We start from the raw sequence: 21,779 nt of genomic DNA, 5'->3' as shown, positions 1-21,779 counted from the left end.
TGGGGACCGCTTTCGACCTGCTGCTCCTCAGCCTCGCCGCTCAAGCGACGCGGCGAGAGCCCTCCGCGCCTGGCGCCGCCCGCGCGCCCACTCAACCGCCGGCGGTGAAGCCGGCCCCTCATCGGAGACCTGGTCCAATGCCGCTTTCCACCCGTGATTTCCTCACCCTGGTCCAGGGCTGGGCGAACGCCAACGTCAACCGAATCAGCACCGTCTGGCCCCTGAACGGCGGCTGGGAGGCCTGGGCCCAGGCCGAGATCGCCGCCTGCGTCAACGCTTCGGCCCCGGAGGCCTGGATCATGCGTGAATCCCGCGCCTATCCCGACAACACGCGCGCCGACTTCCTGGTCAACGATCCCTTCTTGAACGCGCCCGCAGACGAAATCGTCGTCGAGATGAAATGCGAGTCCCTCCAGAACTGGGACGGCTTCGTCAACGGACTTCGCTATGACGCCTATAAGCTACATGGCGACCTGGGAATGGGCTTGAATCCGGCGCACCGGATGGTCCTCGGCATCTTCTTCTCGCCGGAATCGGAGGCCCAACTTGCACAGCTCGCAGGCTTCACCATCACCTACACCGCTGGCCACGAGATCGGAATCGCCAGCATGGTCTGGCAAAATCCATAGCCTCCGCCTGAGCCGGCAGACGGGGCGGCGCTCTACAGCCGCCCCGTCTCGGCCAGCTTGTCCAGCATCCACACCCGCGCGGGCGGCAAGGGCTTGTTCTGAGGGTGGAAGACGAACTGCTCCAGGAAATGCCCGGTCAGGTCGAACCCCGCCTTGACGTCGCCCTCGACCAGCCCGGCCTGCGCCCCCAGCATAAAGGGCGGCAGGGTCAGCATCTTGTCGGCATAGGGGGCGCCGGCTTCGCGGCTGACCGCCCGCCCGGTGCGGGGACTGACGTAGATCAGCTCGTCCGCCGTCCCGGTCGCCGCGCACTTCGACAGATCCAGCCCGAAGCCCAGGTCCTCCAGCAGCCCCGCCTCGAACCGCACGAAGATGGCCGGCCAGACGTCCGGCAGGGCGAAGGCCCCCATCAAGGCCTCAAAGGCCAGAAACACCCCCGGATGCGGTTCGCGCTCGGGCAGGGCGCCCTGGGCCACCCCCGCCGCCGCAGCCAGGCCGGTCAGGGCCAGGGCGTCATCGAACAGGGCGCTGGGCCCCTCGCCCACCGGCTCCAACCGCGCCCCGCCCAGATGATCCGAGGTCCGCGCCCGATAGTCCGCCACCACCCGCGCCCCGGCTTGCAGGAAAGGTTTCATCTTCCGCGACGCCCCGCCCGCCACATAGGCCGCGCGCCGCCCGTGGTTCTCGGTCAGCAGGTCCACCACGGCGCCGGTGTCGCCATGGCTGCGCGCCGACAGGACGAAGGCCTCTTCATGGAAATCCATCAGTCGGCAGCGGCGGACTTGATCACGTCCACGACCGCCTTGGCCTTGTCGTTCGGCACCGTGAAACTGAGCACATACTGCTCGATCTTCCAGACCTCGCCCGGACCGGTCCGCCTCAGCAGCCCGGACCCCCGCAGTGCGCCATAGGAGTCGTTGTCCAGCTTCTCGTCGAACCAGGCGAAGTCGCCCGAGACGATCAGGGTCCGGTCATACGGCCGATAGGTCCACCCCTGCCCCCGCGCGAATATCGGTTCCGCATAGGCCTTGAAGGTCGGAATATCCCAATGCTCGGAAGCATCGGTCCCTACGAACCGTGCCCCGTCGCTGAACTGGGCGAAATAGGTTGCGCCGTCCGCATCCGCCGCCGCCTGGTGCATCCGATCCAGGGTCGCCGCCGCTTCGTCCGCCTCCCGTTGGGCGGCGGTGCTGATACGGTCGTCCCGCGCGGGGACCATGGCCGCCAGCGGCGGCGCGGATTGAAGGACCAGGGCGGTGAACAGAGCGGCGATCATGTCGCCTGTTCTAGTCCTGTTCTCAGCTTTCGGGAACGGGGTAGGTGTCCGGTGTCAGCACTTTGGCCAGCGCCAGCATATTCCGCGCCGCGTTGCGCCCAACCCGATCCGAATAGTCGTGCCCCTCGTCGGTCTCGACATAGTCCGGCCCCGCTCCAGGGCCGAGGTGCCAATAGGTCCAGCTCTGCGCCGGAATGGTGAACCCCATGTCGATCAGGGCCTGGGAGACCGTCGCCACGATATGGTGGGCGCCGTCCTCATTGCCGGTGATGACGATGCCGCCCACCTTGCCGAACGCCACAGGCCGGCCGCTGTCGTCCGTCTCCTCGAACAGGGCGTCCATCCGCTCCAGGGCCCGCATACAGACGCTGGACATCTGCCCGACCCAGGTCGGGGTGGCGAAGACGACGATATTGGCCGCCATGATCTTCTCATGGACAGCCGGCCAGTCATCGCCGGCCCCTTGATCCGTCTTCACGCCCGGCTTGATGTTCAGGTCGACCAGCCGGACCATCTCGACCTCGGCCCCACCCTTCTCCAGTTCGTCGATCACCACCTTGGCGAGAGCTTCGGTGCTTGAGGTCTCCGGCGACGGCTTGAGCGTGCAGTTCAGAACAAGGGCTTTCATGGCGATCCTTCCTAGCGGTCTCTCGCTAACCGACGGTCCCGTCTGGCGTTCCATAGGATCGAACGGATCATTTGACGGAGATCATGGACGCACCGCCCATCCTCGACCAAGGTCGAATGGATCGCCTTCGCGGCGCCGCCTACCCGAGACGCCCAGCCCCCCCCGGCCGTAACCTTGAAGAGCTCCATGTCGCGTATTCGCAGCCAATCCCTGCGCTCCAGGCTGATGTCCGCCCAGGACGCCGCCGCCCTGATCCCCGCAGGCTCCACCGTGGGCATGAGCGGCTTCACCGGCTCGGGCTATCCCAAGGCCGTCCCCGCCGCCCTGGCTACGCGAATCGAGGCCGCCCACGCCGCCGGCGACGCCTTCCGCCTGAACCTCTGGACCGGCGCCTCCACCGGCCCGGAGCTGGACGGCGCCCTGGCCAAGGCCGACGGGATCGAACGCCGCCTGCCCTACAACTCCGACCCCATCGCGCGTGAGAAGATCAACTCCGGCCAGATGGACTATCTGGACATGCACCTCAGCCAGCTGGCCCCCATGGTCTGGCAGGGCGTGCTGGGGCCGCTGGACACCGCCGTGGTCGAGGTCTCGGCCATCAACGCCGACGGCAGCCTGGTGCCCTCCTCCTCCATCGGCAACAACAAGACCTGGCTGGACCGGGCCGAGCGGGTGATCCTCGAGGTCAACGCTTGGCAGAATCCGGCGCTGGAGGGGATGCACGACATCTATTACGGCACGGCCCTGCCGCCCGACCGGGTGCCCATCCCCCTGACCCGGCCCGACCAACTGATCGGCCAGCCGACCTTCCGCTGCGATCCGGACAAGATCGTCGCCATCGTCGAGACCGAGGCCCCGGACCGCAACCTGCCCTTCGCCGCGCCGGACGCCAACGCCCGCGCCATCGCCGGCCACCTGATCGAGTTCCTGAAGCACGAGGTCCGGGTCGGCCGCCTGCCCGCCGCCCTGCTGCCGCTTCAGTCCGGCGTCGGCAATGTCGCCAACGCCGTCCTGGCGGGCCTGATGGACAGCCCGTTCGAACGGATGGCCGCCTATACCGAGGTGATCCAGGACGGGATGCTGGACCTGCTGGACGCCGGCAAGCTGACCGTCGCCTCCGCCACAGCCTTCTCGCTCAGCCCCGAGGCGGCGGCGGATATGAACAGTCGGATGGAGCAGTTCCGCGGCAAGATCATCCTGCGCCCGCAGGAGATCTCGAACCATCCCGAGCTGATCCGCCGCCTGGGCTGTATCGCCATGAACGGCCTGATCGAGGCCGACATCTACGGCAACGTCAACTCGACCCAGGTCATGGGGTCGCGCATCCAGAACGGCATCGGCGGCTCGGGTGACTTCTCGCGCAACGCCTTCATCTCCTGTTTCGTCACGCCTTCGACGGCCAAGGGCGGCGCCATCTCGGCCATCGTCCCCATGGCCAGCCACGTCGACCACATCACCCAGGACGTCCAGGTCATCGTCACCGAACAGGGCCTGGCCGATCTGCGCGGCCTGTCGCCGAAACAGCGGGCCAAGCTGATCATCGCCCACTGCGCCCATCCGAAATACCGCGACGGCCTCAACGACTACTACGAGCGCGCGCTGAAGGGCTCCTACGGCCTCCAGTCCCCCCACCTGCTGAACGAAGCCCTGTCGTGGCACCAGCGCTACATCGACACAGGGTCCATGCTCCCCGCCTGACGGCCCAAATTTATTTTCCATCCATCCTGAACACGGCGGCGCAAGGCTTTGCGCCCCGTTTTCACCCTTCATCTCACCGCGCCCTCAAACGCCCTTAGACTGGGAGCCGGTGTTGATGGGGAGACGGAGGTATGGCGCGTTTGGCAGGTTTGGCGCCTTTGGCACGTTTGGCGCCCTGTTTTTACGCCATGCCGCCGGCTTGGGCCTATCGGTCCAGGGTCGTCGGGAACTCGCGGCCCAGGGCTTCGGCCATGGCCTGCTGGCTGATCAGAAAGACCTGGTCGCGCAGGTGATAATTGTTGGACAACACGATCACCGTCACATCGGCCTCAGGCTGGTACAGCATCAGATTGCGGAACCCGCCCCAGCTGCCGGTGTGATAGATTTGGCGATCCTGGAAACTGGGCTGGACCTGATCGCCCAGCCGGTTCGAGAATATGCCGTAGCCCCAGTCGCGGCGCGGTCTGCCCCGCTCCTTGGGCGCGTCCGCCGGCGCATGGTCAGCCAGCATCTGCTGATAGCTGAACGGCTTCAGCAGCGCCCCGCGGTGCAACGCCCTTTGCCAGACCAGCAGATCGTCCAGCGTCGAATAGACCGCGCCTGCGCCGGCGACGATGGAGGTGTTGGCGTTCGGCTGGGCCGCCAGTCCTGCGGGGAAGTTGGCGTAACCCATGATCGCCCCATGGTCCCCGCCGTCCAGGTCCAGCCCGCTGTCCTTCATGCCCAGAGGACCAAAGAAGGTCTCGCGCATATAGGCTTGATAGGGCCGGCCGCTGGCCTTCTCGACGATGGCCGCCGCCAGGTTGAAGCCCGCATTGTCGTACCGAACCTTGGTCCCCGGAGCGAACTGCAGGCCGAACCGCTTCGAGTCCTCGGTCAGCTCATCCAGGGTCGCCGGCGTCGTCCGCCGCATGCCCCAGCCCGGCCGCGCCATCAGGTCCGGAATGCCCGAGGTGTGCGACAACAGGTGGCTGATCCGCACCGGCTCCCACGCCTTGGGACAGGGCTGGATCCATTTGCAGACCGGGTCGGAGACGCTCAGCCTCCCCTCGTCCTGCAGGCGCAGGATGGCCGCCGCCGTGAACTGTTTGGAGATCGAGGCCAGCCGGAACCGCGAGTCCAGCTTCAGCGGCCGATCCTGCTCATAGTTCGCCTTGCCATAGACCTGGCGGAACAGAACCCGGTCGCCCTTGGCCACCAGAACACCGCCCATGAACCGCCCAGCCGCGCCCTCGCGTTCCAGCCTCGCGGCCAGTTGCGGCAGATCCTCGACCACGACCAGCGGCGGTCGCGGCGGCGTCTCGGGGCTGGTCGCCGCCCGCATCGCATCGCTCACGGGTTTGACCGACGTCGAAAAACCGGCCCAGACCACGCCGCCGAGGATCAGCGCCCCCAGGACGCCCAGAACAAGCCGGGGATGGCCCCCAGGGGTACGCGGCACTTCAAACACGGGAACTCAGACGTCGAAATCGAGACCGAACTGGGCGTAGAGCGCCCGCGAATCCTGCCACTTCGGATCGACCTTCACCGTCAGGAACAGGTGGACCTGACGGCCGAGGATCTCGTTCAGCTCCTCGCGCGACTTCTGGCCGATCCATTTCAGGGTTTGACCGCCCTTGCCCAGGACGATGGGCCGCTGGCTCTCGCGCTCGACATAGATGGTCTGTTCGATCCGGGCCGAGCCGTCGGCGCGCTCCTCGAAACTGGTCGTCTCCACGGCCGCCGAATAGGGCAGTTCCTCGTGGACGCGCAGATAGACCTTCTCGCGCGTGATCTCGGCCGCCAGAACCCGCACCGGCACGTCGGCCGCCTGATCCTCGGGATAGAGCCAATGCCCCTGGGGCATCGACCGCGCCAAGCGCTGCTTCAGGTCCTCGACCCCGTCGCCGTTGGCGGCGGAGATCATATAGACCTCCTCATAGACGCCGCTCTCGAACATCTTCTGCGACAGGGCCAGCAGGGTGTCGCGACGCATGCCGTCGATCTTGTTCAACGCCAGGATCACCTTCGTCCCGGTGGACTGAAGATTGGCGATGATGGTCTCGGTGTCTTCGGCCGAGCGGCGGTCGGCCGCCGTGCCGTCACGGCCTTCCGAGTTGATGTGCGACTGGGCGTCGATCAGGTGGACGACCACGTCCGCGTCCTGTGCGCCGCCCCAGGCCGAGGCGACCATGGCCCGGTCCAGCCGACGGCGCGGGGTGAAGATGCCGGGGGTGTCCACCAGCACGATCTGGGCGTCGCCTTCCATGGCGATGCCGCGCACGGGGAAGCGCGTCGTCTGCACCTTCTGGGTGACGATGGAGACCTTGGATCCGGTCAGCCGGTTGACCAGCGTGGACTTGCCGGCGTTCGGCGCGCCAATAATGGCGGCGAAGCCCGCGCGCTGGTTTTCAATATCGGTCAAATGACGCCTTCACGTTTGAGGAGAGCCGTTGCGGCCGCCTTCTCCGCCTCCTGACGCGAACGCCCCAGTGCGGTCAAGGGCTCCACGCCTTCGACCGACACCTCGACGGTGAATGTCGGCGCATGATCAGAACCCGTCCGATCCACGACGCGATAGGTCGGCAGCGGCCGACCCCGCCCCTGGGCCCACTCCTGAAGGGCGGACTTGGGGTTGGTCACGGTGCGCGACGGCGGGGCCTCGAACTCGGCGGCCCAGGCCTTGTCGAAGAAGGTTCGCGCCGCCTCCAGCCCGCCGTCCAGATAGACGGCCGCCAGGATGGCCTCGACCGCATCGGCGATGACCCCGGCCTTGCGACGCCCGCCCGTCTTGGTCTCGCCCGGCGACAGACGCAGGGCCGGACCGACGCCCAAGGCCTCGCCCACCCGCGCGCAGGCGGTCTTGTCGACCAGGGCGTGCAGGCTGGACGACAGTTCGCCTTCGTGAGCGGTGGGATAGTCCCGCGACAGCTTCTCGGCCACCAGCAGCCCCAGCACCCGATCGCCCAGGAACTCCAGCCGCTCGTTGTCGCGCGGTCCATGAACACCGACCGGCGCGCCCTCGCCGACGCTGGCGTGGGTCAGGGCGCGCTCCAACAGGTCCGCATCCTTGAAGGAATGGTCGATCCGCGCCTGCAACGCCGCGACCGCCTCAGCTCTCAGATTGGCCATCAATGCAGAACGTTGAAGAACCGTCCGAGCCGCACATTGGCCCAGGTCCAGGGCTTGAACAGCGACGCGCCGGGCTCCCACGAGAACAGGATGATCTGCGCCTTGCCGACCAGGTTCTCGGCCGGGACCATGCCCACGCCGCTGGACTGTTCGACCCGGCTGTCGATCGAGTTGTCCCGATTATCGCCCATCATGAAGTAATGACCGACCGGCACCTCATAGACCGGCGTATCGTCCAGGTCGTTCCCGGGACCGAAGTCCTGGGTCATGAAGCTCTTGCCCTCCGGCAGGGTCTCGCGCACCTGCGCCACCGGATGAGCGCCGAAGATGTCGTTGATCTCGCGCTCGCTGACCACGACGTCTTCAACCGGCCTGTCGTTGATATACAGCTTGTTCGAGATCATCTGGATCCGGTCGCCCGGCAGGCCGATGACCCGCTTGATGAAGTCCGTCTTGTCGTCACGCGGCAGCTTGAACACCACGATATCGCCGCGCTTCGGCGCCGAGCCCATCACCCGGCCGTCAAACAGCGGCGGGCTGAACGGGATCGAATGCTTCGAATAGCCGTACGACCATTTCGACACGACGATATAGTCGCCTTCGTACAGGTTGGGCTCCATCGAGGCCGACGGAATGGTGAAGGGCTGGAACAGGAAGATCCGCAGCACCATGGCGATCAGAAGGGCGAAGAAGATCGTCTTCACGATCTCCATCGTCTCGTCGCCAGCGGTCGGCTCCGCCTTGGCCGCCTTGCGGGCATAAACCGGCGCAGCCGACGTCTCCTCGAATGGCGCGTCGCCGTCATCGCTCCACACGGGGCGTTTGCCAGAATCGCCAGGAGCGGCAGCGGCGGGCGTGGACGTCGTCTCTACCGGCTTGTCAGCCTCTGACCAGACATAGACCTCTTCCGCGCCGGCCTCCGGCGCAGCATCGGTCGCATCGGTCTTGGCCGCGTCGGCGTCGTGCGGCTTTTGGTCTTCGCTCATGCGTCAGGAATCCCCTTGCCGCGTCTGCGCGGTCGTCCCCTGAGGGGTATATCGCGATTACGACAGCGGCAAGGCTTCGATCACCACGAAGGCGAGTGCATACGGATGCTCGTCGCTCAAAGTCAGGTGAATCTTCGCCTCATGTCCCGCCGGAGTCAGCCGCGCCAGATGCTCGGCGGCATGGCCGGTCAGGGCCAGGGTCGGCTGTCCGGAGCGCAGATTCACCACCCCCATGTCGCGCCAATAGACGTCCGCCCGCATCCCGGTGCCCAGCGCCTTGGCGCAGGCCTCCTTCGCCGCGAACCGCTTGGCGTAGCTCCAGGCCGGGTCCGGCTTCCGATCCGACCGGGTCCGCTCGATGTCCGTAAAACAGCGCTGCTTGAACCGTTCGCCGAACCGATCCAGCGAGGCCTGGATCCGCCGGATGTCCGACAGGTCGGCGCCGACGCCGATGATCACTTGGCCGCGTCCATCGCCGCCCGCATCCGTCGGATCGCCGCATCCAGGCCGACGAAGATGGACTCCCCAATCAGGAAATGACCGATGTTCAGCTCGCGGATTTCAGGAATGGCCAGCAAGCGCGGTGCCGTGTCGTAATCCAAACCGTGCCCGGCGTGGACCTCGAGCCCCAGGATGTCTGCCTGTGCCGCAGCGGCTGCAATCCGTTCGAACTCCACCTCCCGCTCGCCGGGATCGTTCAGATGGCAATAGCGGCCGGTGTGGAACTCCACCACCTGCGCGCCAACCGCCGCTGCGGCCTCGACCTGCGCCTCGGACGGCTCGATGAACAGCGACACCCGCACCCCGGCCTCGGCCAAGGCTTTCGCCACCGGCGCGATCCTCGCCTCGAACCCGGCCACCGCCAGCCCGCCCTCGGTCGTCACTTCCTCACGCCGTTCGGGCACCAGGCAGGCGGCATGAGGACGATGACGCAGGGCGATAGCCAGCATCTCGTCCGTCACCGCCATCTCGAAGTTCAGCGGCTTGCTCGCCCGAGCGCACAGGGCGCTGAGCACGTCGATGTCGGAATCTGTGATGTGGCGGCGGTCTTCGCGCAGGTGGGCGGTAATCCCGTCCGCCCCGGCGGCCAGCGCCGCCTCGGCCGCCCGAACCGGGTCCGGATGCGTCCCGCCACGCGCATTCCGCACCGTAGCGACGTGATCGATATTGACGCCCAACCTGACCCGTTCGCGCATCTCAGCTCCTCGCCAATCCGAACATCACTTCGAAAGTCTGCGGCTGCCCGGATCTTCAATCGGCAGGGCCGCCAGTTCCGGCGGCAGGGCGTCGGCCGGATAGGCAGGCACCTCCAGCGACGCCAGCGCGATCAAGGGCACGCCGACATCCGCCTTGCCCCCCGAACGATCCACAATACAGGCGGCGGCGACGACTTTGCCCCCGGCGGCCTGGATGGCGGCGATACATTCGCGCGACGACAGGCCCGTGGTGACGATGTCCTCGACCATCACCACCTTCTGCCCCGGCTCAACCGAGAAGCCGCGCCGCAGCTTGAACTGACCGCCCTCGCGCTCGACATACATCGACGGCACGCCGAGGTGACGCGCAGTCTCATACCCGGGGATAATCCCGCCCACGGCCGGCGAAATGGCGACGTCCACCGGACCCACGGTCGCGACGATCTTGTCCGCCAGCGCCTTGCACAACCGCTCGCAGCGATCGGTCTGCATGAAGACCAGATTCTTTTGCAGGAAGACCGGGCTGTGCAGGCCCGAAGACAGGACGAAATGGCCTTCGCGCAGGGCGCCGGCGTCGCGGAACTCGTTGAGGACGTCTTGGGTGTTCATGGCGGCGGTCTTAGCGCCTCGCCCCGCCGAGCGAAAGGCTCAGCCTCGACCGCGATCGACGTTGTCGACCGACGGATTGGCCCGCAGCGCAGCCATGATCATGGTCGCGTGTTTCGCGTCCTCGACCTCGACATCCAGGGTCACATCGAAAAAGTCCTGCTGCCGATAGGCCATCGACAGGTTGATGATATTGCCGCCCGCCTCCCCAATCAGGGTGGTCACCTGCCCCAGCACGCCCGGCGCGTTGCGGATCGTCGCGTTAAGGCGGACCGCCGCCACGGCGTCGGTTTCGGCCTGCGGCGTCCATTGCAGGTCGTGCCAGACCGAATCGTCGTCGGCGAAGGCCGCCAGCGACTGACAGTCGATGGTGTGAACGGTCAGCCCCACCTCCGGCTCCAGAATGCCGACGATCCGATCACCCGGCACGGGCGTGCAGCATTGGCCGAAATGAACGCTGACGCCGGGCGTCAGCCCGCCGCCCCGGACGAACAGACGGGCGGTGTCCCCTTCGATCCTCTGCTTCTCCGGCCCCGCCTTCAGCCGCCCCTTCAGCGCCGGGAACAGGGTCTCAGCCACCGTCGTCGGCGACAGCCGTCCACGCCCCAGGCTCTCGAACACATCATCGTCGCCGGCGACCGCCAGGGTCTCCAGTATCGGTTTCAGCGACACTTCAGCCAAGGTCTTGTCGATACGCGCCAGGGTCTGCTGCAACGCCACCCGGCCCAATTTGACGAACTCCTCGCGTTCGGAGGTACGGATATGGCGCCGGATGGCCGACCGCGCCCTGCCCGTGACGGTCAAGCTGCGCCAGTCGGCAGGAACCTCGCGCTTGGCCCCGCGAATGATCTCGACCACGTCGCCGTTCTGCAACGGCGTGCGCATCGGCTTCAGCTCGCCGTTGACCTTGACGCCGACGGCCGTGTCCCCAACCTCGGTGTGGACGGCATAGGCGAAGTCCAGCGGCATGCCGCCGCGCGGCAGGGTCACCAACCGCCCCTTGGGCGTGAAGACGAAGACCTGATCCAGATACATTTCGAGCTTGGCGTGCTCGACCCAGTCCTCGCCGCCCTCGCCGTGTTCGATCACCTGAACCAGGTGGCGCAGGTTCTGCAGCGGGTCGCGACCGCCCCCCTGCTCCATCGCCTCGCGGTCGAAGCCATAGGACTTGTTCTTGTACCGCCAGTGGGCCGCGACGCCGTCCTCGGCGACCCGGTCCATCGCCTCAGTGCGGATCTGCATCTCGATGCGCAGCCCCCGCGGCCCGACGACCGTCGTGTGCAGCGAGCGATAGTTGTTCGACTTGGGCGTGGAGATGAAATCCTTGAACCGCTCCGGCACCATCGGCCATTCGCGGTGGATGACGCCCAGGGCGCGATAGCAGTCGTCTTCCGCCTCCACGATCACGCGAAAACCGTAGATGTCCGACAGGGACGAGAAGCCGACCGACTTGCGCTGCAACTTGCGCCAGATCGAATAGGGCGTTTTCTGGCGGCCGAAGACGTGGGCGCCGACCCCGGCCTCGGACAACACCCGCTCGACCTCGCCCGCCACGCCCTCGATGGCGCGGCCGTGTTCCAGCTTCAGCGCCTCCAGCCGCCGCTCGATGGCGGTCTTGGCCGTGGGGTTCAGGTGGGTGAAGGCCAGTTCTTCGAGTTCGGACGCGATCGAATGAATGCCGATCGACCGACCCAGCGGCGCATAGACCTCCAGGGTCTCGCGGCTGATCCGCTCGCGCTTCTCCGGTTTCACGTACTGGAGGGTGCGCATGTTGTGCAGACGGTCGGCCAGCTTGACAAGCAGCACCCGCACGTCCCGGCTGATGGCCAGGATGAACTTCCGCAGGTTCTCGGCCTGGCGCGTGTGCTCGGCCTGCAGCTCCAGCCGGCTCAGCTTGGTCACGCCCTCGACCAGGACCGCTACCTCCTCGCCGAACATCTGGGCGATGTCGTCGCGCGTCGCCGAGGTGTCCTCGACCACGTCGTGCAGCAGGGCGGTGACGATGGTGGCGGTATCGAGCTTGTAGTCGGTCAGTATGCCCGCGACCTGGATCGGGTGGGCGAAATAGGGATCGCCCGAGGCTCGCATCTGCGAGCCGTGCATCTTCATCGCATAGACATAGGCGCGGTTCAGAAGCGCTTCGTCGGCGGTAGGGTCATAGGCCTTGACGGCCTCGATCAGCTCGAACTGGCGCAGTATGGGCGCGCGCTTCGGCGCCGGCGCCGCATCATCCGCGGTCGGCATGGGATCGTTTTTGTTCGCAGCTTGGGGCGCCGGCGGAACCGTTTCGGTCCGCGCCGGCAGGATAGTGACGCCAGGGGCTCCCTCGGGCGTCAGTACCGCTCCTCCTGGCCGCCGTCGCGGTCGCTTTGCAGGGCGCGGATCAGCTCGGCCTCGGCCATGTTCATGTGTTGCGGCTCGGCCAGCAGGGCGACGGTTTCCGCCTCATCCTCGGCTTCGGTGCGCTCATCTACGCGTTGCAGCGTGGTGATGATGGTTTCCTGCAGTTCGTCCGGCACGACCGTGTCGTCGGCGATCTCGCGCAGAGCCACAACGGGGTTCTTGTCGTTATCGCGGTCGATGGTCAGGGCGGCGCCGTTGGCGATGCTGCGGGCGCGGTGACCGGCGAGCAGAACCAGGCCGAAGCGGTTCTGGACCTTCTCGATGCAGTCTTCGACGGTGACGCGGGCCATGACAATTCCTCGAACGCGGGGGAGAACCGCGTCAAATACAGATAGGGACTGTGTTTTGCAACGCCAGCGGGGCGAAAGTGCGGCATCAGACCGGATGCGCCTCCTGCGCCACGGTCGCTGCGGCGGCCAGGTCCCGCGCCAGGCCGCCGTGCGGATGCACCCAGTCCGCCGCGATCTCCGCGATGGGCCCCATGACGAACCGCCGCTCGGCAGAGCGCGGATGCGGCAGGATCAGTCCGTCCAGATCACCGCTCAGCCGGCCATAAGCGATCAGGTCCAGATCCAGAGTGCGCGGCGCGTTGCGGACGGACCGCTGCCGACCGAACACGTCCTCGATCCGGCCCAGCGCCGCCATCAGGGCGTGCGGATCGTGGCGGGTCTGAACGATCACCACCCCGTTCAGGAAGGGCGGGTCCTGCGGATCGGGCCAGGCCATCGACGACCACCAGGACGACCGGGCCACGATGTCGATCCCTTCACTGCGGAAACGCGCCAGCGCCGCTTCCAGCGCCTCGCGGCAAGAGGACCACACCCCCTTGTCATTACAGCCCAGCGCCACGATGACTGCTGCGTCCAGATCGAGCGCCCCGTTGATTCCCACATCGACCGGAGCCCTCGCCGGGACGCCATATTCTTCATCCCTTTCCACGGCTTCGACCATGTTTCATCCCACCGACCGCTTGGCGATCTTCATCGACGGTTCGAATCTCTATTCCGCCGCCCGCGCCCTGCATCACGACCTGGACTTCAAGCGGATGCTGGACTGGTTCCGCGAAAAATCCGTCCTGACACGCGCCTATTATTACACGGCGGTGGTCGAGGGCGAAGAGTTCTCGCCGGTGAAACCCCTGGTGGACTGGCTCGACTACAACGGCTTCTCGGTCGTGACCAAGCCGGTGAAGCGGTTCACCGATGGATCCGGGCACAGCCGGATCAAGGGCAATATGGATATCGAGATCGCGGTCGATATGCTGGAGTTGGCCCCGCACCTCGACCACGTCGTGCTGTTCTCCGGCGACGGCGACTTCCGCCGGGTGGTCCAGGCGGTGCAGGCGAAAGGGGTCCGCGTCACCGTCATCTCAACCCAGAAGACGCAGCCGCCACATATCACCGACGAACTGCGCCGCCAGGCCGACGCCTTCCTGGATCTGAACGACCTGATGGCCGATTTCGGCCGACCCAAGACCGGCGCCGCCCAATGAGCCTGACGCCCGAGCCGCCGCGCGACTGTCCTCTCTGCCCCCGCTTGGTGGAGTATCGCCAAGACAATGCGCGTCAGAACCCCGACTGGTGGAACGGCCCCGCCCCTTCCTTCGGCGATCCGAACGCGCGACTGCTGGTCGCCGGCCTGGCGCCGGGCCGCACCGGCGCCAATCGCACGGGCCGCCCCTTCACTGGCGACCACGCGGGCTGGCTCCTGTACGACACTCTGTTAAAGGCCGGCTTCGCTCATGGGTCTTATGATCCGGACGGCGATGACGACCTGAAGCTGGTCGACTGTATGATCACCAACGCCGTCCGCTGCGCCCCGCCGGGCAACAAGCCCCTGCCGATCGAAGAGACGACCTGCCGTCCCTTCCTTATTGATCGCCTGGCCCTGCTGCCCAATCTGAAGGTGATCGTCACCCTGGGCGACGTCTCACGCCGCAATATCCTGAAGGCTTTCGGCCGCCCGGCCTCGGCCATGCCCGCCGGCCACGGGGCCGAAGGAGAAGCGGGCGGCTATGTGATCCTGAATTCGTATCACTGCTCGCGACTGAATACGAATACCGGCCGCCTGACGCCCGCCATGTTCGAAGCCGTCTTCGACCGGGCGCGAGACCTGATCACTCGCTAACCATCAAATGTTGCTCGCCTGTCGCACGAATCTGCCAATCTCAAATAAGGCGGAACAGAGGCGAGCCTTTGGCGTTCGTCTCCCAGCGGGAGGCTGGACTATGCGACGCACGAACGGGGTGTTTTCACGCAGCGAGCGCAGGCTCGCGATTTGGGCGGCGGTCATAGTGGTTGCGGTCACCGCTCTGACCTTGATTACAGGCGGCCTCGTCACCCCGCCGGCCGGAACCGCCGGTCGAGCGGGCTACGGATTCGCTGATCTGCCGGGGGTCATGGACGCCCGGCCCCTCGCCTAATCCCAGACGAGCAGGCTTAGCCCTTGTCCCGCATCAGCCGGGCCTTGTCGCGCTGCCAGTCGCGTTCGGCCGAGGCCTCGCGCTTGTCGTGCAGCTTCTTGCCCTTGGCCAGAGCGATCTCAAGCTTCGCCTTGCCCGCGTCGTTCAGATACAGTTTCAACGGAATGATCGTCTGACCGTCGCGCTGCACCGCGCCGATCAACCGATCGATCTGCTTTCTGTGCAACAGCAGTTTGCGGGGCCGGCGCGGCTCGTGATTGAAGCGGTTGGCCTGTTTGTAAGGCGGGATGTCGGCGTTGATCAGGACGATCTCGCGCCCCTCCACCGCCGCATAGCTTTCGGCGATATTGGCCCGGCCGTCGCGTAGCGCCTTGATCTCGGTCCCCAGCAGCTGGATCCCGGCCTCGATATTGTCCTCGAGGAAATAGTCGAACCGGGCGCGGCGGTTCTCGGCGATCACCTTGGACTTCGACTGGGGTTGCGGCGCCATCAGACGACGCCCGCATCCGCCATGGCGCGATCAATCAACGGCTTGACCTCGTCCGAGGTCGGCGACAGCGGCAGGCGCGCCTCCTCGCGGCACAGACCCAGGCGGGCCAGGGCGTATTTCGTCGGCGCAGGCGAATTGTCGAGGAACAGCGCCTTGCACAGGCCGATCAGCCGATCCTGCCAGTCGCGGGCGGCGGCGTAATCCCCGGCCGCCAGCGCATTGTGAAGCGCCACCATGGCCTCGGGCGCGACATTCGACGCCACCGAGATCAGTCCGACCCCGCCATGGGCGTGGTAACCCAGATAGCTCGAATCATCGCCCGAGATCAGGTCGAACTGGCCGCTGATGTTGGCGCGCATCCAACTCGCCCGGCTCATGTCGCCGGTGGCGTCCTTAATACCGACGATGTTCGGATGCGCGGCCAGCCGCGCCACCGTCTCATTGGCCAGATCGGCGCCGGTTCGCCCCGGCACATTGTAAAGCAGGATCGGCAGTTCGACGGCGTCGGCCACGGACTCGAAATGCGCCGCCATGCCCGCCTGCGAAGGCCGGATATAATAGGGGGTGACGATCAGGGCCCCATCCGCCCCCACCGCCTTGGCGTGACGGGTTAGCTCGATGGCTTCCTTGGTGTAAGGCGACCCGGTGCCCGCGATGACCTTCACGCGCCCCGCCACCAGCCGCACGCACAGGGCGATCACATGCTTGTGCTCGTCCAGATCCATGCTGGCGCCCTCGCCCGTCGTGCCGACGGGTACGATGCCGTCCACGCCTGCGGCGATCTGACGCTCGACGAGGGCTGCGAATGCGGCTTCGTCCACGTTTCCGTCATGAAGTGGTGTGATCAGGGCGGTGATCACGCCCTTGAACAAGGGGGCGGTCATGGGACTAGCTAGCCTGCGTGGGGAGGGGCGATGGACGGATGTCCAGAACCTCTGTCTTGAGAGCGCGGGACGTTAGGTCGCCAGCGGCTTCGCCGCAACCGGGATGAATGAGAACAGGAAAGATCATGATCGCGACCAGCCTGGCGGCGGCCCTCGCCGTCCTCGCCCCGACCCCGCAGGACGCCCTGCCTGGTCAACCCGTTCCCTATTTCGCCGTGTCACAAACCGTCCCCGGCTATACCCCCACCTATCAGGGCCGCGTCCTCAATGATCAGGACACGGCGCTGTTCCGCCAAGGGCTGGCGGCGGCGCGCGCCCGCGATGTCTCCGGCGCACAGTCGGCGATTTCGCAACTGCGCGACCCGGCGGCCCGCAAACTGATCGAATGGGCCCTGATCGACACCTCGGGCGAACAACTCTCCTACGCCGAGCTCGCCCAGGCCCAGACGGCGTTGAAGGGTTGGCCGCGCGCCGAATCACGTCGCGCCGCCGCCGAAATGGTGCTGGACCGCGTCGGCGCCGCGCCGGACGCCGTCATGGCCCTGTTCGCCGACCACCCGCCCGAGACGGTTCAAGGCGCCATCGCCAACGCCTCGGCGCTCGAACAGCGCGGACGCCACCGCGAGGCCCGCGCCCTGATTCGCGACTGGTGGCGGACCCGATCCTTCGACGCCGAGCCGCAATCGCGCATCCTCTCCCGCTGGGGCGGCGATCTGACGCTGGCGGATCATGAGGCGCGGCTGAACATGCTGCTGCTGGGCCCCCACGGTCCGGCGACGCGCGCCATGCTGGACCTCGTCTCGCCGGAGCGGGCGGCCGTCGCCAATACGGTCATGAGCCTGCGCACCGCCTACAGCCCCGACGCCGTCGTCGCCGGCCTGACCCCGGCCCAGGCGGCCGATCCGGCGGTGACGCTGGAACGGGTGCGCATCCTGCGGTCGCAGAACCGCCAGTCGGAAGCCTTCCCTCTGTTGGCCAATCTGCCGCCTGCGCCCGGCCATGCGGCCGGCGACAACACCCTGTGGACCGAACGTCGCAACTATTATCTCGACGCACTACAACAGGGGAATTGGCGCGCCGCCTATGACGCCATGAACGGCCACGGCTTCACCTCCGGCGACCGGATGGTGGACGCCGAATTCTTCGCCGGCTGGGTCGCCCTGACCAAGCTGAACCAGCCCGAGGTCGCCGCCCGCCATTTCGAGGCCCTGCGCACCGCCTCCTCCACCCCGATCACCCAGGGCCGCGCCTATTACTGGCTGGGTCGGGCCGCCGAGGCGCGGGGCGAGCGCGACGCCGCCCTGACCTACTACCGCAACGGCGCCCAGCACTGGCAGACCTTCTACGGCCAGCTCGCCGCCGAAAAGGCGGGCATGACCAGCCTGCAACTCCCCGGAGAACCCGCACCCACCCAGGCCGACATCGCCCGCTTCGAATCCAACGAACTCGTCCGCGCCACCCGCATCCTGGGCGAGACCGGCGAGACCAGCCTGTTGCGGGTCTTCGCCTATCAACTGGACAACGACCTGCCGACGATCGAGGATCTGGCCCTGCTGATGGACCTGTCGCGCGGCTATGGCGAAGGCTTCACCGCCATGATGGTCGGTCGCGCCGCCAGCCAGCGCGGTTTCGTCCTGCCTGAGCGCATGTATCCGATCCGCGTCCCGCCCCAGGTCGCCGGCGCAGCGCCGCTTGAGTTCACCCAGGCCATCACCCGCCAGGAATCCAGCTTCGACCCCCGCGCCCGCTCCGGCGCCGACGCGCGCGGCATGATGCAGTTCCTGCCCGCCACCGGCTCCGGCGTCGCCCGCCGCCTGGGCATGAGCTTCTCCGCCGAACAGCTGTGGGATCCGGACTACAACATGACCCTGGGCAGCTATCACCTGGGCGAGCTGATGGCGGCCAATAACGGCTCCATGCTGCTGGCCACGGTCGGCTACAACGCCGGCCCGGCCCGTCCGAACCAGTGGATCGCCCGCTGCGGCGACCCGCGCGGCGACGCCAATGCGGCGATCGACTTCATCGAATGCGCCCCCTTCACCGAGACGCGCAACTATATGATGCGGGTCATGGAGAATATGGCGGTCTATAAGGCCCGTCTGAACGGCGGTTCGGCCCCGCTGACCCCCTCCGCCGACATCGCGCGCGGCGCGGCCGCCGGTCCCCGGCCCTACGTCGCCTACTGAACCCGGCGGGCCGCCAGCAGCGGCCCGTCCGGTCCCTCGATCCAGCGCCCGTCGAGGCCGAAGACGCGTCGGAGCACGTCCGGCTCAAGAGCCTCCATGGGCGGGGCGTGCGCCACGACCTGTCCTTGGTCCAGCACCACGATACGGTCGGCGACGGCGGCCGCCAGCGTCAGATCGTGCAGGCTGACCAAGACGCCGGCCCCGCCGTCGGCGCGGGCGCGCAGCCGCTCCAGCACCAGCCGTTGCGCATCCGGGTCGAGCCCCGCGATGGGCTCATCCGCCAGCATTAGGGGGGCGTCCGTCGTCAGGGCGCGCGCCAGCAGCACCCGCGCCCGCTCGCCGCCCGACATTTCGGCCACGCCACGATCCGCCAGATGGGCGATGCCGACCTCGGCGAGGGCCGCATGGGCCCGCGCCAGGGCCCCGGCTCCCGACAGGAAGGGCGCACCCAGGGCCGCAACCTCGACCGCCGGCAAGTTCCAGGCGATGCGGCGTTCCTGCGGCAGATAGGCGACGCGTCGGGCCCGCTCTCGCGGCGACAGCGTCCTGACATCGTCGCCGTTCAGTCGAGCAACGCCGCCATCCAGTTCAAGCAAGCCCACGAACGCCTTGATTAGGCTAGATTTTCCCGCACCATTGGGCCCGACTAGCGCGACCAGCTGGCCATATTCGACCTGCACGTCCGCACCATCCAGCACCTTGCGACCGCCCAGGGTCGCGTCGGCGTCCCACATCGTCAGAGGCGCGATCACAGCCGCCACTCCCGCGCCGCCCGCCAGGCGATCAGGGCGAACAGGGGCGCGCCGATCAGGGCCGTGAACACCCCCAGCTTCAGTTCCTGATCCGTCGGCGTCAGCCGCGCCGCCAGATCGGCGACCACCAGCATCAGTCCGCCGGCCAGCGCGGAGGGCGCCAGAATACGCCCCGCATCCCCTCGCACAGCCGCCCGCACCAGATGGGGCGCCGCCAGACCGACAAAGCCGATCACGCCCGCCACCGCCACCGCCGCGCCCGTCGCCACCGCCGCCGCGATTAGCGCCAGAACGCGCATCCGCCCCATGGACAGGCCCGAGGCCGCCGCCGTCTCGTCGCCCAAGGTCAACATCCGCAAGCCTTTCGCCGACAGCCCGGCGAAGACCGCCGCGACGACCAAGGCAGGAGCGACCCAGACCACATCGACCCAGCTGCGATTCTGCACCGATCCCAGCAGCCAGGACATGACTTCAGCCTGGGCGATGGGCGACGGCGACAGGTTGAAGATCAGGGCCGTCGCCGCTCCCGCGAAACTGGACAGGGCCACGCCGAACAGTATCAGCGCCTCCGGCGCCCGCATCAGACCGGCGGCGACGATCAACAGGCCTCCCGCCACGACGGCCCCGGCCAGAGCGGACATCTCGACCAGCCCCGCCACGCCCGCGCCGCCCAGAACGATGGACAGGGCCGCCCCCAGAGCCGCCGTCGCCGACACGCCCAGCACCCCGGGATCGGCCAGCGGATTGCGGAGCAAGCCCTGCATCACCGCCCCTGCCAGCCCCAGGCAGGCCCCGACGATCAAGGCGCACAACGCACGCGGCGCCCGCACGTGCCACAAGACCTCCCACGGTCCCGACGCCGGATCGCCGAACGCCTGGGCGTACTGGGCGCCGCCGAACCCCGTCTCGCCGAACAGGATGGCCACCGCCACAGCCGCCACGCACACCAGTCCCAGGATCAGGCTCAACCGAACCGTCCGGCTCATGGCCGTCCCTTCGCCATCATCTCGACCCCGTCCGCCGTGAACCAGGCCGGACAGGTCAACACCGCCGCAGGCAGTTTCGCCGCCGTCCGCCCTTGGGCCGCGCGCCGCACCACCGGATGACGCCCCGGCCCGCGCCAGTCGGCGCGCAACTGATCAAAGAAGCCCAGCACGAACCGGATCGGCGGCTGCAATGCGATCCGCTCGACGCTGACCGCGCCAAAGCCCGGCGCCGTGGTCAGATTGCGAAACCCTGCGGCCCGCATCATCGCATCCATCAACGTACCCGGCCCGGACGTGTAGCCGCCCGAGGTCAGATAAACCGCCCCCGGCCTCGGGCGTCCCGTTGGCGGCGCGGCGCGATCCAGCTTGGCCTGCATCGTCCGTTCCAGCCGCGCCCCGCGCTCGACCTGCCCCAATCCCTGCGCGGCCGCGCGGATATTGGCCCTCACCCCGTCCAGATCGGTCGCGTCCGCGATCGTGACCACCTTGGACCCGCGCTGTTCCAAGGCCGTCAGCAGCCGGGGCTCGCCGCCCCAATATCGCACGACCACATCGGGTTTGAACCCGACCGCCGCCTCCAACGTCGGGCGAAGGCGTCTGTGGCCTGCCGCCTCCCGTCGCATCCAGGCGTCGGGATCGTCCGCGCGCGGCGACAGGGCCAGGTCGGCGTCAGGGGCCAGGGCCAGGACATATTGGTCGGCGCACTGATCCAGCGCCATGACCCGCAGCGGCCGCGCTTCCACGCCTCCCGCCGTAGCCAAAACTACAGCCCCGGCCGCCAGCCCCCAGCCAGGCTTCACGATTTCAGCAGGCCGGCGAAGACGGCGTCCAAGGTGGTCTTCACCAGGGCGTCCCGATCGACCCAGGGGAAATAGGGTTTGGTGATCATCAAGGAGACCACGCCGTGGGTCGCGGCCCATATCGATTGGGCGATGGTGCGCGGATCGCCCGTCATCCGGCCCGCCGCCACAGCCTCCACGACCAGTTGCTCGAAGGCCGAGAACACCCCCGCCCCCAGTTCCTGCGACAGGCTCTGAGCGCCCTCGCGCGCCTCGACGGGCCGGGTCAGATAGATCAGTCGATAGGCGTTGGGATGGTCGAAGCCGAACTGGGCATAGGCCTCGATCATCCGCCGTAGACGCACCTCGGGCGGGGCGTCCAGCGCCGACAGGGCGGCCCCGGTCGCGATCAGCCGCCCGAAGGCTTCGCGGCATATCTCCTGAAGGATCGCCCCCTTGTCGGGGAAATGCATATAGAGCGCCGTCGAAGACAGGCCGACCTCGTCGGCGATCTTGCGGATCGTCGCGCCCTCGTAGCCGTGCTCGACGAAGATGCGTTCGGCGGCGGCCAGGATTTCACCGCGCCGCGAATGGCCTTCGCCCTTGGGTTTGCGATTTGAACGCGAGGATGGCGAAACGACGGACAACGGCGACTCCGGATCAGGCCGCCGTTGAATAGCGACAATCTGTCATCGAAGCCAACAGACGTTGCATAACACGGTTGTGTCATTGGCGTATTCTGGGTTG

Annotated in this window: 24 protein-coding genes; 5 read left to right on the top strand and 19 right to left on the bottom strand. The window is 67.2% G+C overall.

Going from position 1 to position 21,779, the window contains the following annotated elements:
• The first annotated feature begins 137 nt into the window (after window positions 1-137).
• Window positions 138-629, top strand: a complete 492-nt coding sequence (locus tag ACW170_RS11345; RefSeq protein WP_492086779.1) for a hypothetical protein — start codon at window positions 138-140, stop codon at window positions 627-629.
• Window positions 630-661: 32 nt separating this feature from the next.
• Here ACW170_RS11345 and recO read toward each other — a convergent pair whose 3' ends face one another.
• The 3 genes from recO to ACW170_RS11330 are packed head-to-tail and all read right to left on the bottom strand — an operon-like array spanning window position 662 to window position 2,533.
• Complete coding sequence (gene recO, locus ACW170_RS11340) at window positions 662-1,393, bottom strand: DNA repair protein RecO (RefSeq protein ID WP_492086778.1); 732 nt, start codon at window positions 1,391-1,393, stop codon at window positions 662-664.
• The gene (locus tag ACW170_RS11335) at window positions 1,393-1,905 is read right to left on the bottom strand and encodes a nuclear transport factor 2 family protein (protein WP_492086777.1); all 513 of its coding nucleotides are present in this window, start codon (window positions 1,903-1,905) and stop codon (window positions 1,393-1,395) included. The genes recO and ACW170_RS11335 overlap by 1 nt, the downstream gene beginning before the upstream one ends.
• A 22-nt stretch (window positions 1,906-1,927) precedes the next feature.
• A complete protein-coding gene (locus ACW170_RS11330; RefSeq protein WP_492086776.1) occupies window positions 1,928-2,533 on the bottom strand; it encodes a flavodoxin family protein in 606 nt (201 codons plus the stop codon).
• 186 nt (window positions 2,534-2,719) lie between these two features.
• On the opposite strand from ACW170_RS11330, the gene scpC reads away from it, so the two are divergent.
• Window positions 2,720-4,231 (top strand): succinyl-CoA:acetate CoA-transferase ScpC, encoded by a 1,512-nt coding sequence (scpC, locus tag ACW170_RS11325; RefSeq protein WP_492086775.1) that lies wholly within the window; start codon window positions 2,720-2,722, stop codon window positions 4,229-4,231.
• A 205-nt stretch (window positions 4,232-4,436) separates the two neighbouring features.
• Here scpC and ACW170_RS11320 read toward each other — a convergent pair whose 3' ends face one another.
• The 10 genes from ACW170_RS11320 to folK form a co-directional block, all read right to left on the bottom strand.
• Entirely contained in the window at window positions 4,437-5,681 is a 1,245-nt protein-coding gene (locus ACW170_RS11320; protein ID WP_492086774.1) for a serine hydrolase domain-containing protein, read from the bottom strand.
• 6 nt (window positions 5,682-5,687) lie between these two features.
• Window positions 5,688-6,635 carry a GTPase Era gene (gene era, locus ACW170_RS11315; RefSeq protein WP_492086773.1) on the bottom strand — a complete coding sequence of 316 codons (948 nt, stop codon included), beginning with the start codon at window positions 6,633-6,635 and terminating at the stop codon, window positions 5,688-5,690.
• Window positions 6,632-7,342, bottom strand: a complete 711-nt coding sequence (gene rnc / locus ACW170_RS11310) for a ribonuclease III (protein WP_492086771.1) — start codon at window positions 7,340-7,342, stop codon at window positions 6,632-6,634. The genes era and rnc overlap by 4 nt, the downstream gene beginning before the upstream one ends.
• Entirely contained in the window at window positions 7,342-8,055 is a 714-nt protein-coding gene (lepB, locus tag ACW170_RS11305) for a signal peptidase I (RefSeq protein ID WP_492089170.1), read from the bottom strand. Before lepB ends, rnc begins: the two co-directional genes overlap by 1 nt.
• A gap of 330 nt (window positions 8,056-8,385) precedes the next feature.
• Window positions 8,386-8,787: a holo-ACP synthase gene (gene acpS / locus ACW170_RS11300; protein ID WP_492086770.1), complete on the bottom strand. Its 402-nt coding sequence runs from the start codon at window positions 8,785-8,787 to the stop codon at window positions 8,386-8,388.
• Window positions 8,784-9,524, bottom strand: a complete 741-nt coding sequence (locus ACW170_RS11295) for a pyridoxine 5'-phosphate synthase (protein ID WP_492086769.1) — start codon at window positions 9,522-9,524, stop codon at window positions 8,784-8,786. The genes acpS and ACW170_RS11295 overlap by 4 nt, the downstream gene beginning before the upstream one ends.
• A gap of 24 nt (window positions 9,525-9,548) precedes the next feature.
• A complete protein-coding gene (pyrE, locus tag ACW170_RS11290) occupies window positions 9,549-10,133 on the bottom strand; it encodes an orotate phosphoribosyltransferase (RefSeq protein WP_492086768.1) in 585 nt (194 codons plus the stop codon).
• Window positions 10,134-10,172: 39 nt separating this feature from the next.
• Window positions 10,173-12,374: a RelA/SpoT family protein gene (locus ACW170_RS11285; RefSeq protein ID WP_492086767.1), complete on the bottom strand. Its 2,202-nt coding sequence runs from the start codon at window positions 12,372-12,374 to the stop codon at window positions 10,173-10,175.
• Window positions 12,375-12,463: 89 nt separating this feature from the next.
• The gene (rpoZ, locus tag ACW170_RS11280) at window positions 12,464-12,823 is read right to left on the bottom strand and encodes a DNA-directed RNA polymerase subunit omega (protein ID WP_492086766.1); all 360 of its coding nucleotides are present in this window, start codon (window positions 12,821-12,823) and stop codon (window positions 12,464-12,466) included.
• 85 nt (window positions 12,824-12,908) lie between these two features.
• Entirely contained in the window at window positions 12,909-13,484 is a 576-nt protein-coding gene (folK, locus tag ACW170_RS11275) for a 2-amino-4-hydroxy-6-hydroxymethyldihydropteridine diphosphokinase (protein ID WP_492086765.1), read from the bottom strand.
• Between folK and ACW170_RS11270 the strand changes: the two genes are divergently transcribed.
• Both ACW170_RS11270 and ACW170_RS11265 read left to right on the top strand, forming a co-directional pair.
• The gene (locus ACW170_RS11270) at window positions 13,483-14,025 is read left to right on the top strand and encodes a LabA-like NYN domain-containing protein (protein WP_492086764.1); all 543 of its coding nucleotides are present in this window, start codon (window positions 13,483-13,485) and stop codon (window positions 14,023-14,025) included. The two genes, folK and ACW170_RS11270, sit on opposite strands and share 2 nt — an antisense overlap.
• On the top strand, window positions 14,022-14,660 hold the full coding sequence (locus ACW170_RS11265; protein WP_492086763.1) for a uracil-DNA glycosylase: 639 nt from the start codon (window positions 14,022-14,024) through the stop codon (window positions 14,658-14,660). The genes ACW170_RS11270 and ACW170_RS11265 overlap by 4 nt, the downstream gene beginning before the upstream one ends.
• Window positions 14,661-14,971: 311 nt before the next feature.
• Here the strand turns inward: ACW170_RS11265 and smpB are convergent, their stop codons facing one another.
• Together smpB and dapA are read right to left on the bottom strand one after the other, a co-directional pair.
• Window positions 14,972-15,445, bottom strand: coding sequence for an SsrA-binding protein SmpB (smpB, locus tag ACW170_RS11260; protein WP_008259266.1), 474 nt, complete (start codon window positions 15,443-15,445; stop codon window positions 14,972-14,974).
• Window positions 15,445-16,329: a 4-hydroxy-tetrahydrodipicolinate synthase gene (dapA, locus tag ACW170_RS11255; protein ID WP_492086762.1), complete on the bottom strand. Its 885-nt coding sequence runs from the start codon at window positions 16,327-16,329 to the stop codon at window positions 15,445-15,447. Before dapA ends, smpB begins: the two co-directional genes overlap by 1 nt.
• A 125-nt stretch (window positions 16,330-16,454) precedes the next feature.
• On the opposite strand from dapA, the gene ACW170_RS11250 reads away from it, so the two are divergent.
• On the top strand, window positions 16,455-18,515 hold the full coding sequence (locus tag ACW170_RS11250; protein ID WP_492086761.1) for a lytic transglycosylase domain-containing protein: 2,061 nt from the start codon (window positions 16,455-16,457) through the stop codon (window positions 18,513-18,515).
• Here the strand turns inward: ACW170_RS11250 and ACW170_RS11245 are convergent.
• The 4 genes from ACW170_RS11245 to ACW170_RS11230 are packed head-to-tail and all read right to left on the bottom strand — an operon-like array spanning window position 18,509 to window position 21,679.
• Entirely contained in the window at window positions 18,509-19,264 is a 756-nt protein-coding gene (locus ACW170_RS11245) for an ABC transporter ATP-binding protein (protein ID WP_492089169.1), read from the bottom strand. The two genes, ACW170_RS11250 and ACW170_RS11245, sit on opposite strands and share 7 nt — an antisense overlap.
• Window positions 19,264-20,253, bottom strand: a complete 990-nt coding sequence (locus ACW170_RS11240; RefSeq protein ID WP_492086760.1) for a FecCD family ABC transporter permease — start codon at window positions 20,251-20,253, stop codon at window positions 19,264-19,266. The genes ACW170_RS11245 and ACW170_RS11240 overlap by 1 nt, the downstream gene beginning before the upstream one ends.
• Window positions 20,250-21,053 carry an ABC transporter substrate-binding protein gene (locus tag ACW170_RS11235; protein ID WP_492086759.1) on the bottom strand — a complete coding sequence of 268 codons (804 nt, stop codon included), beginning with the start codon at window positions 21,051-21,053 and terminating at the stop codon, window positions 20,250-20,252. Before ACW170_RS11235 ends, ACW170_RS11240 begins: the two co-directional genes overlap by 4 nt.
• On the bottom strand, window positions 21,050-21,679 hold the full coding sequence (locus ACW170_RS11230; RefSeq protein ID WP_492086758.1) for a TetR/AcrR family transcriptional regulator: 630 nt from the start codon (window positions 21,677-21,679) through the stop codon (window positions 21,050-21,052). Before ACW170_RS11230 ends, ACW170_RS11235 begins: the two co-directional genes overlap by 4 nt.
• Between the last annotated feature and the right edge of the window lie 100 nt (window positions 21,680-21,779).

The sequence above is a fragment of the Brevundimonas sp. FV2ps16 genome (genome assembly GCF_058681075.1).
The sequence above is the reverse complement of the archived record's forward strand: the minus strand, read 5'-3'. Positions and strand labels throughout refer to the sequence as shown.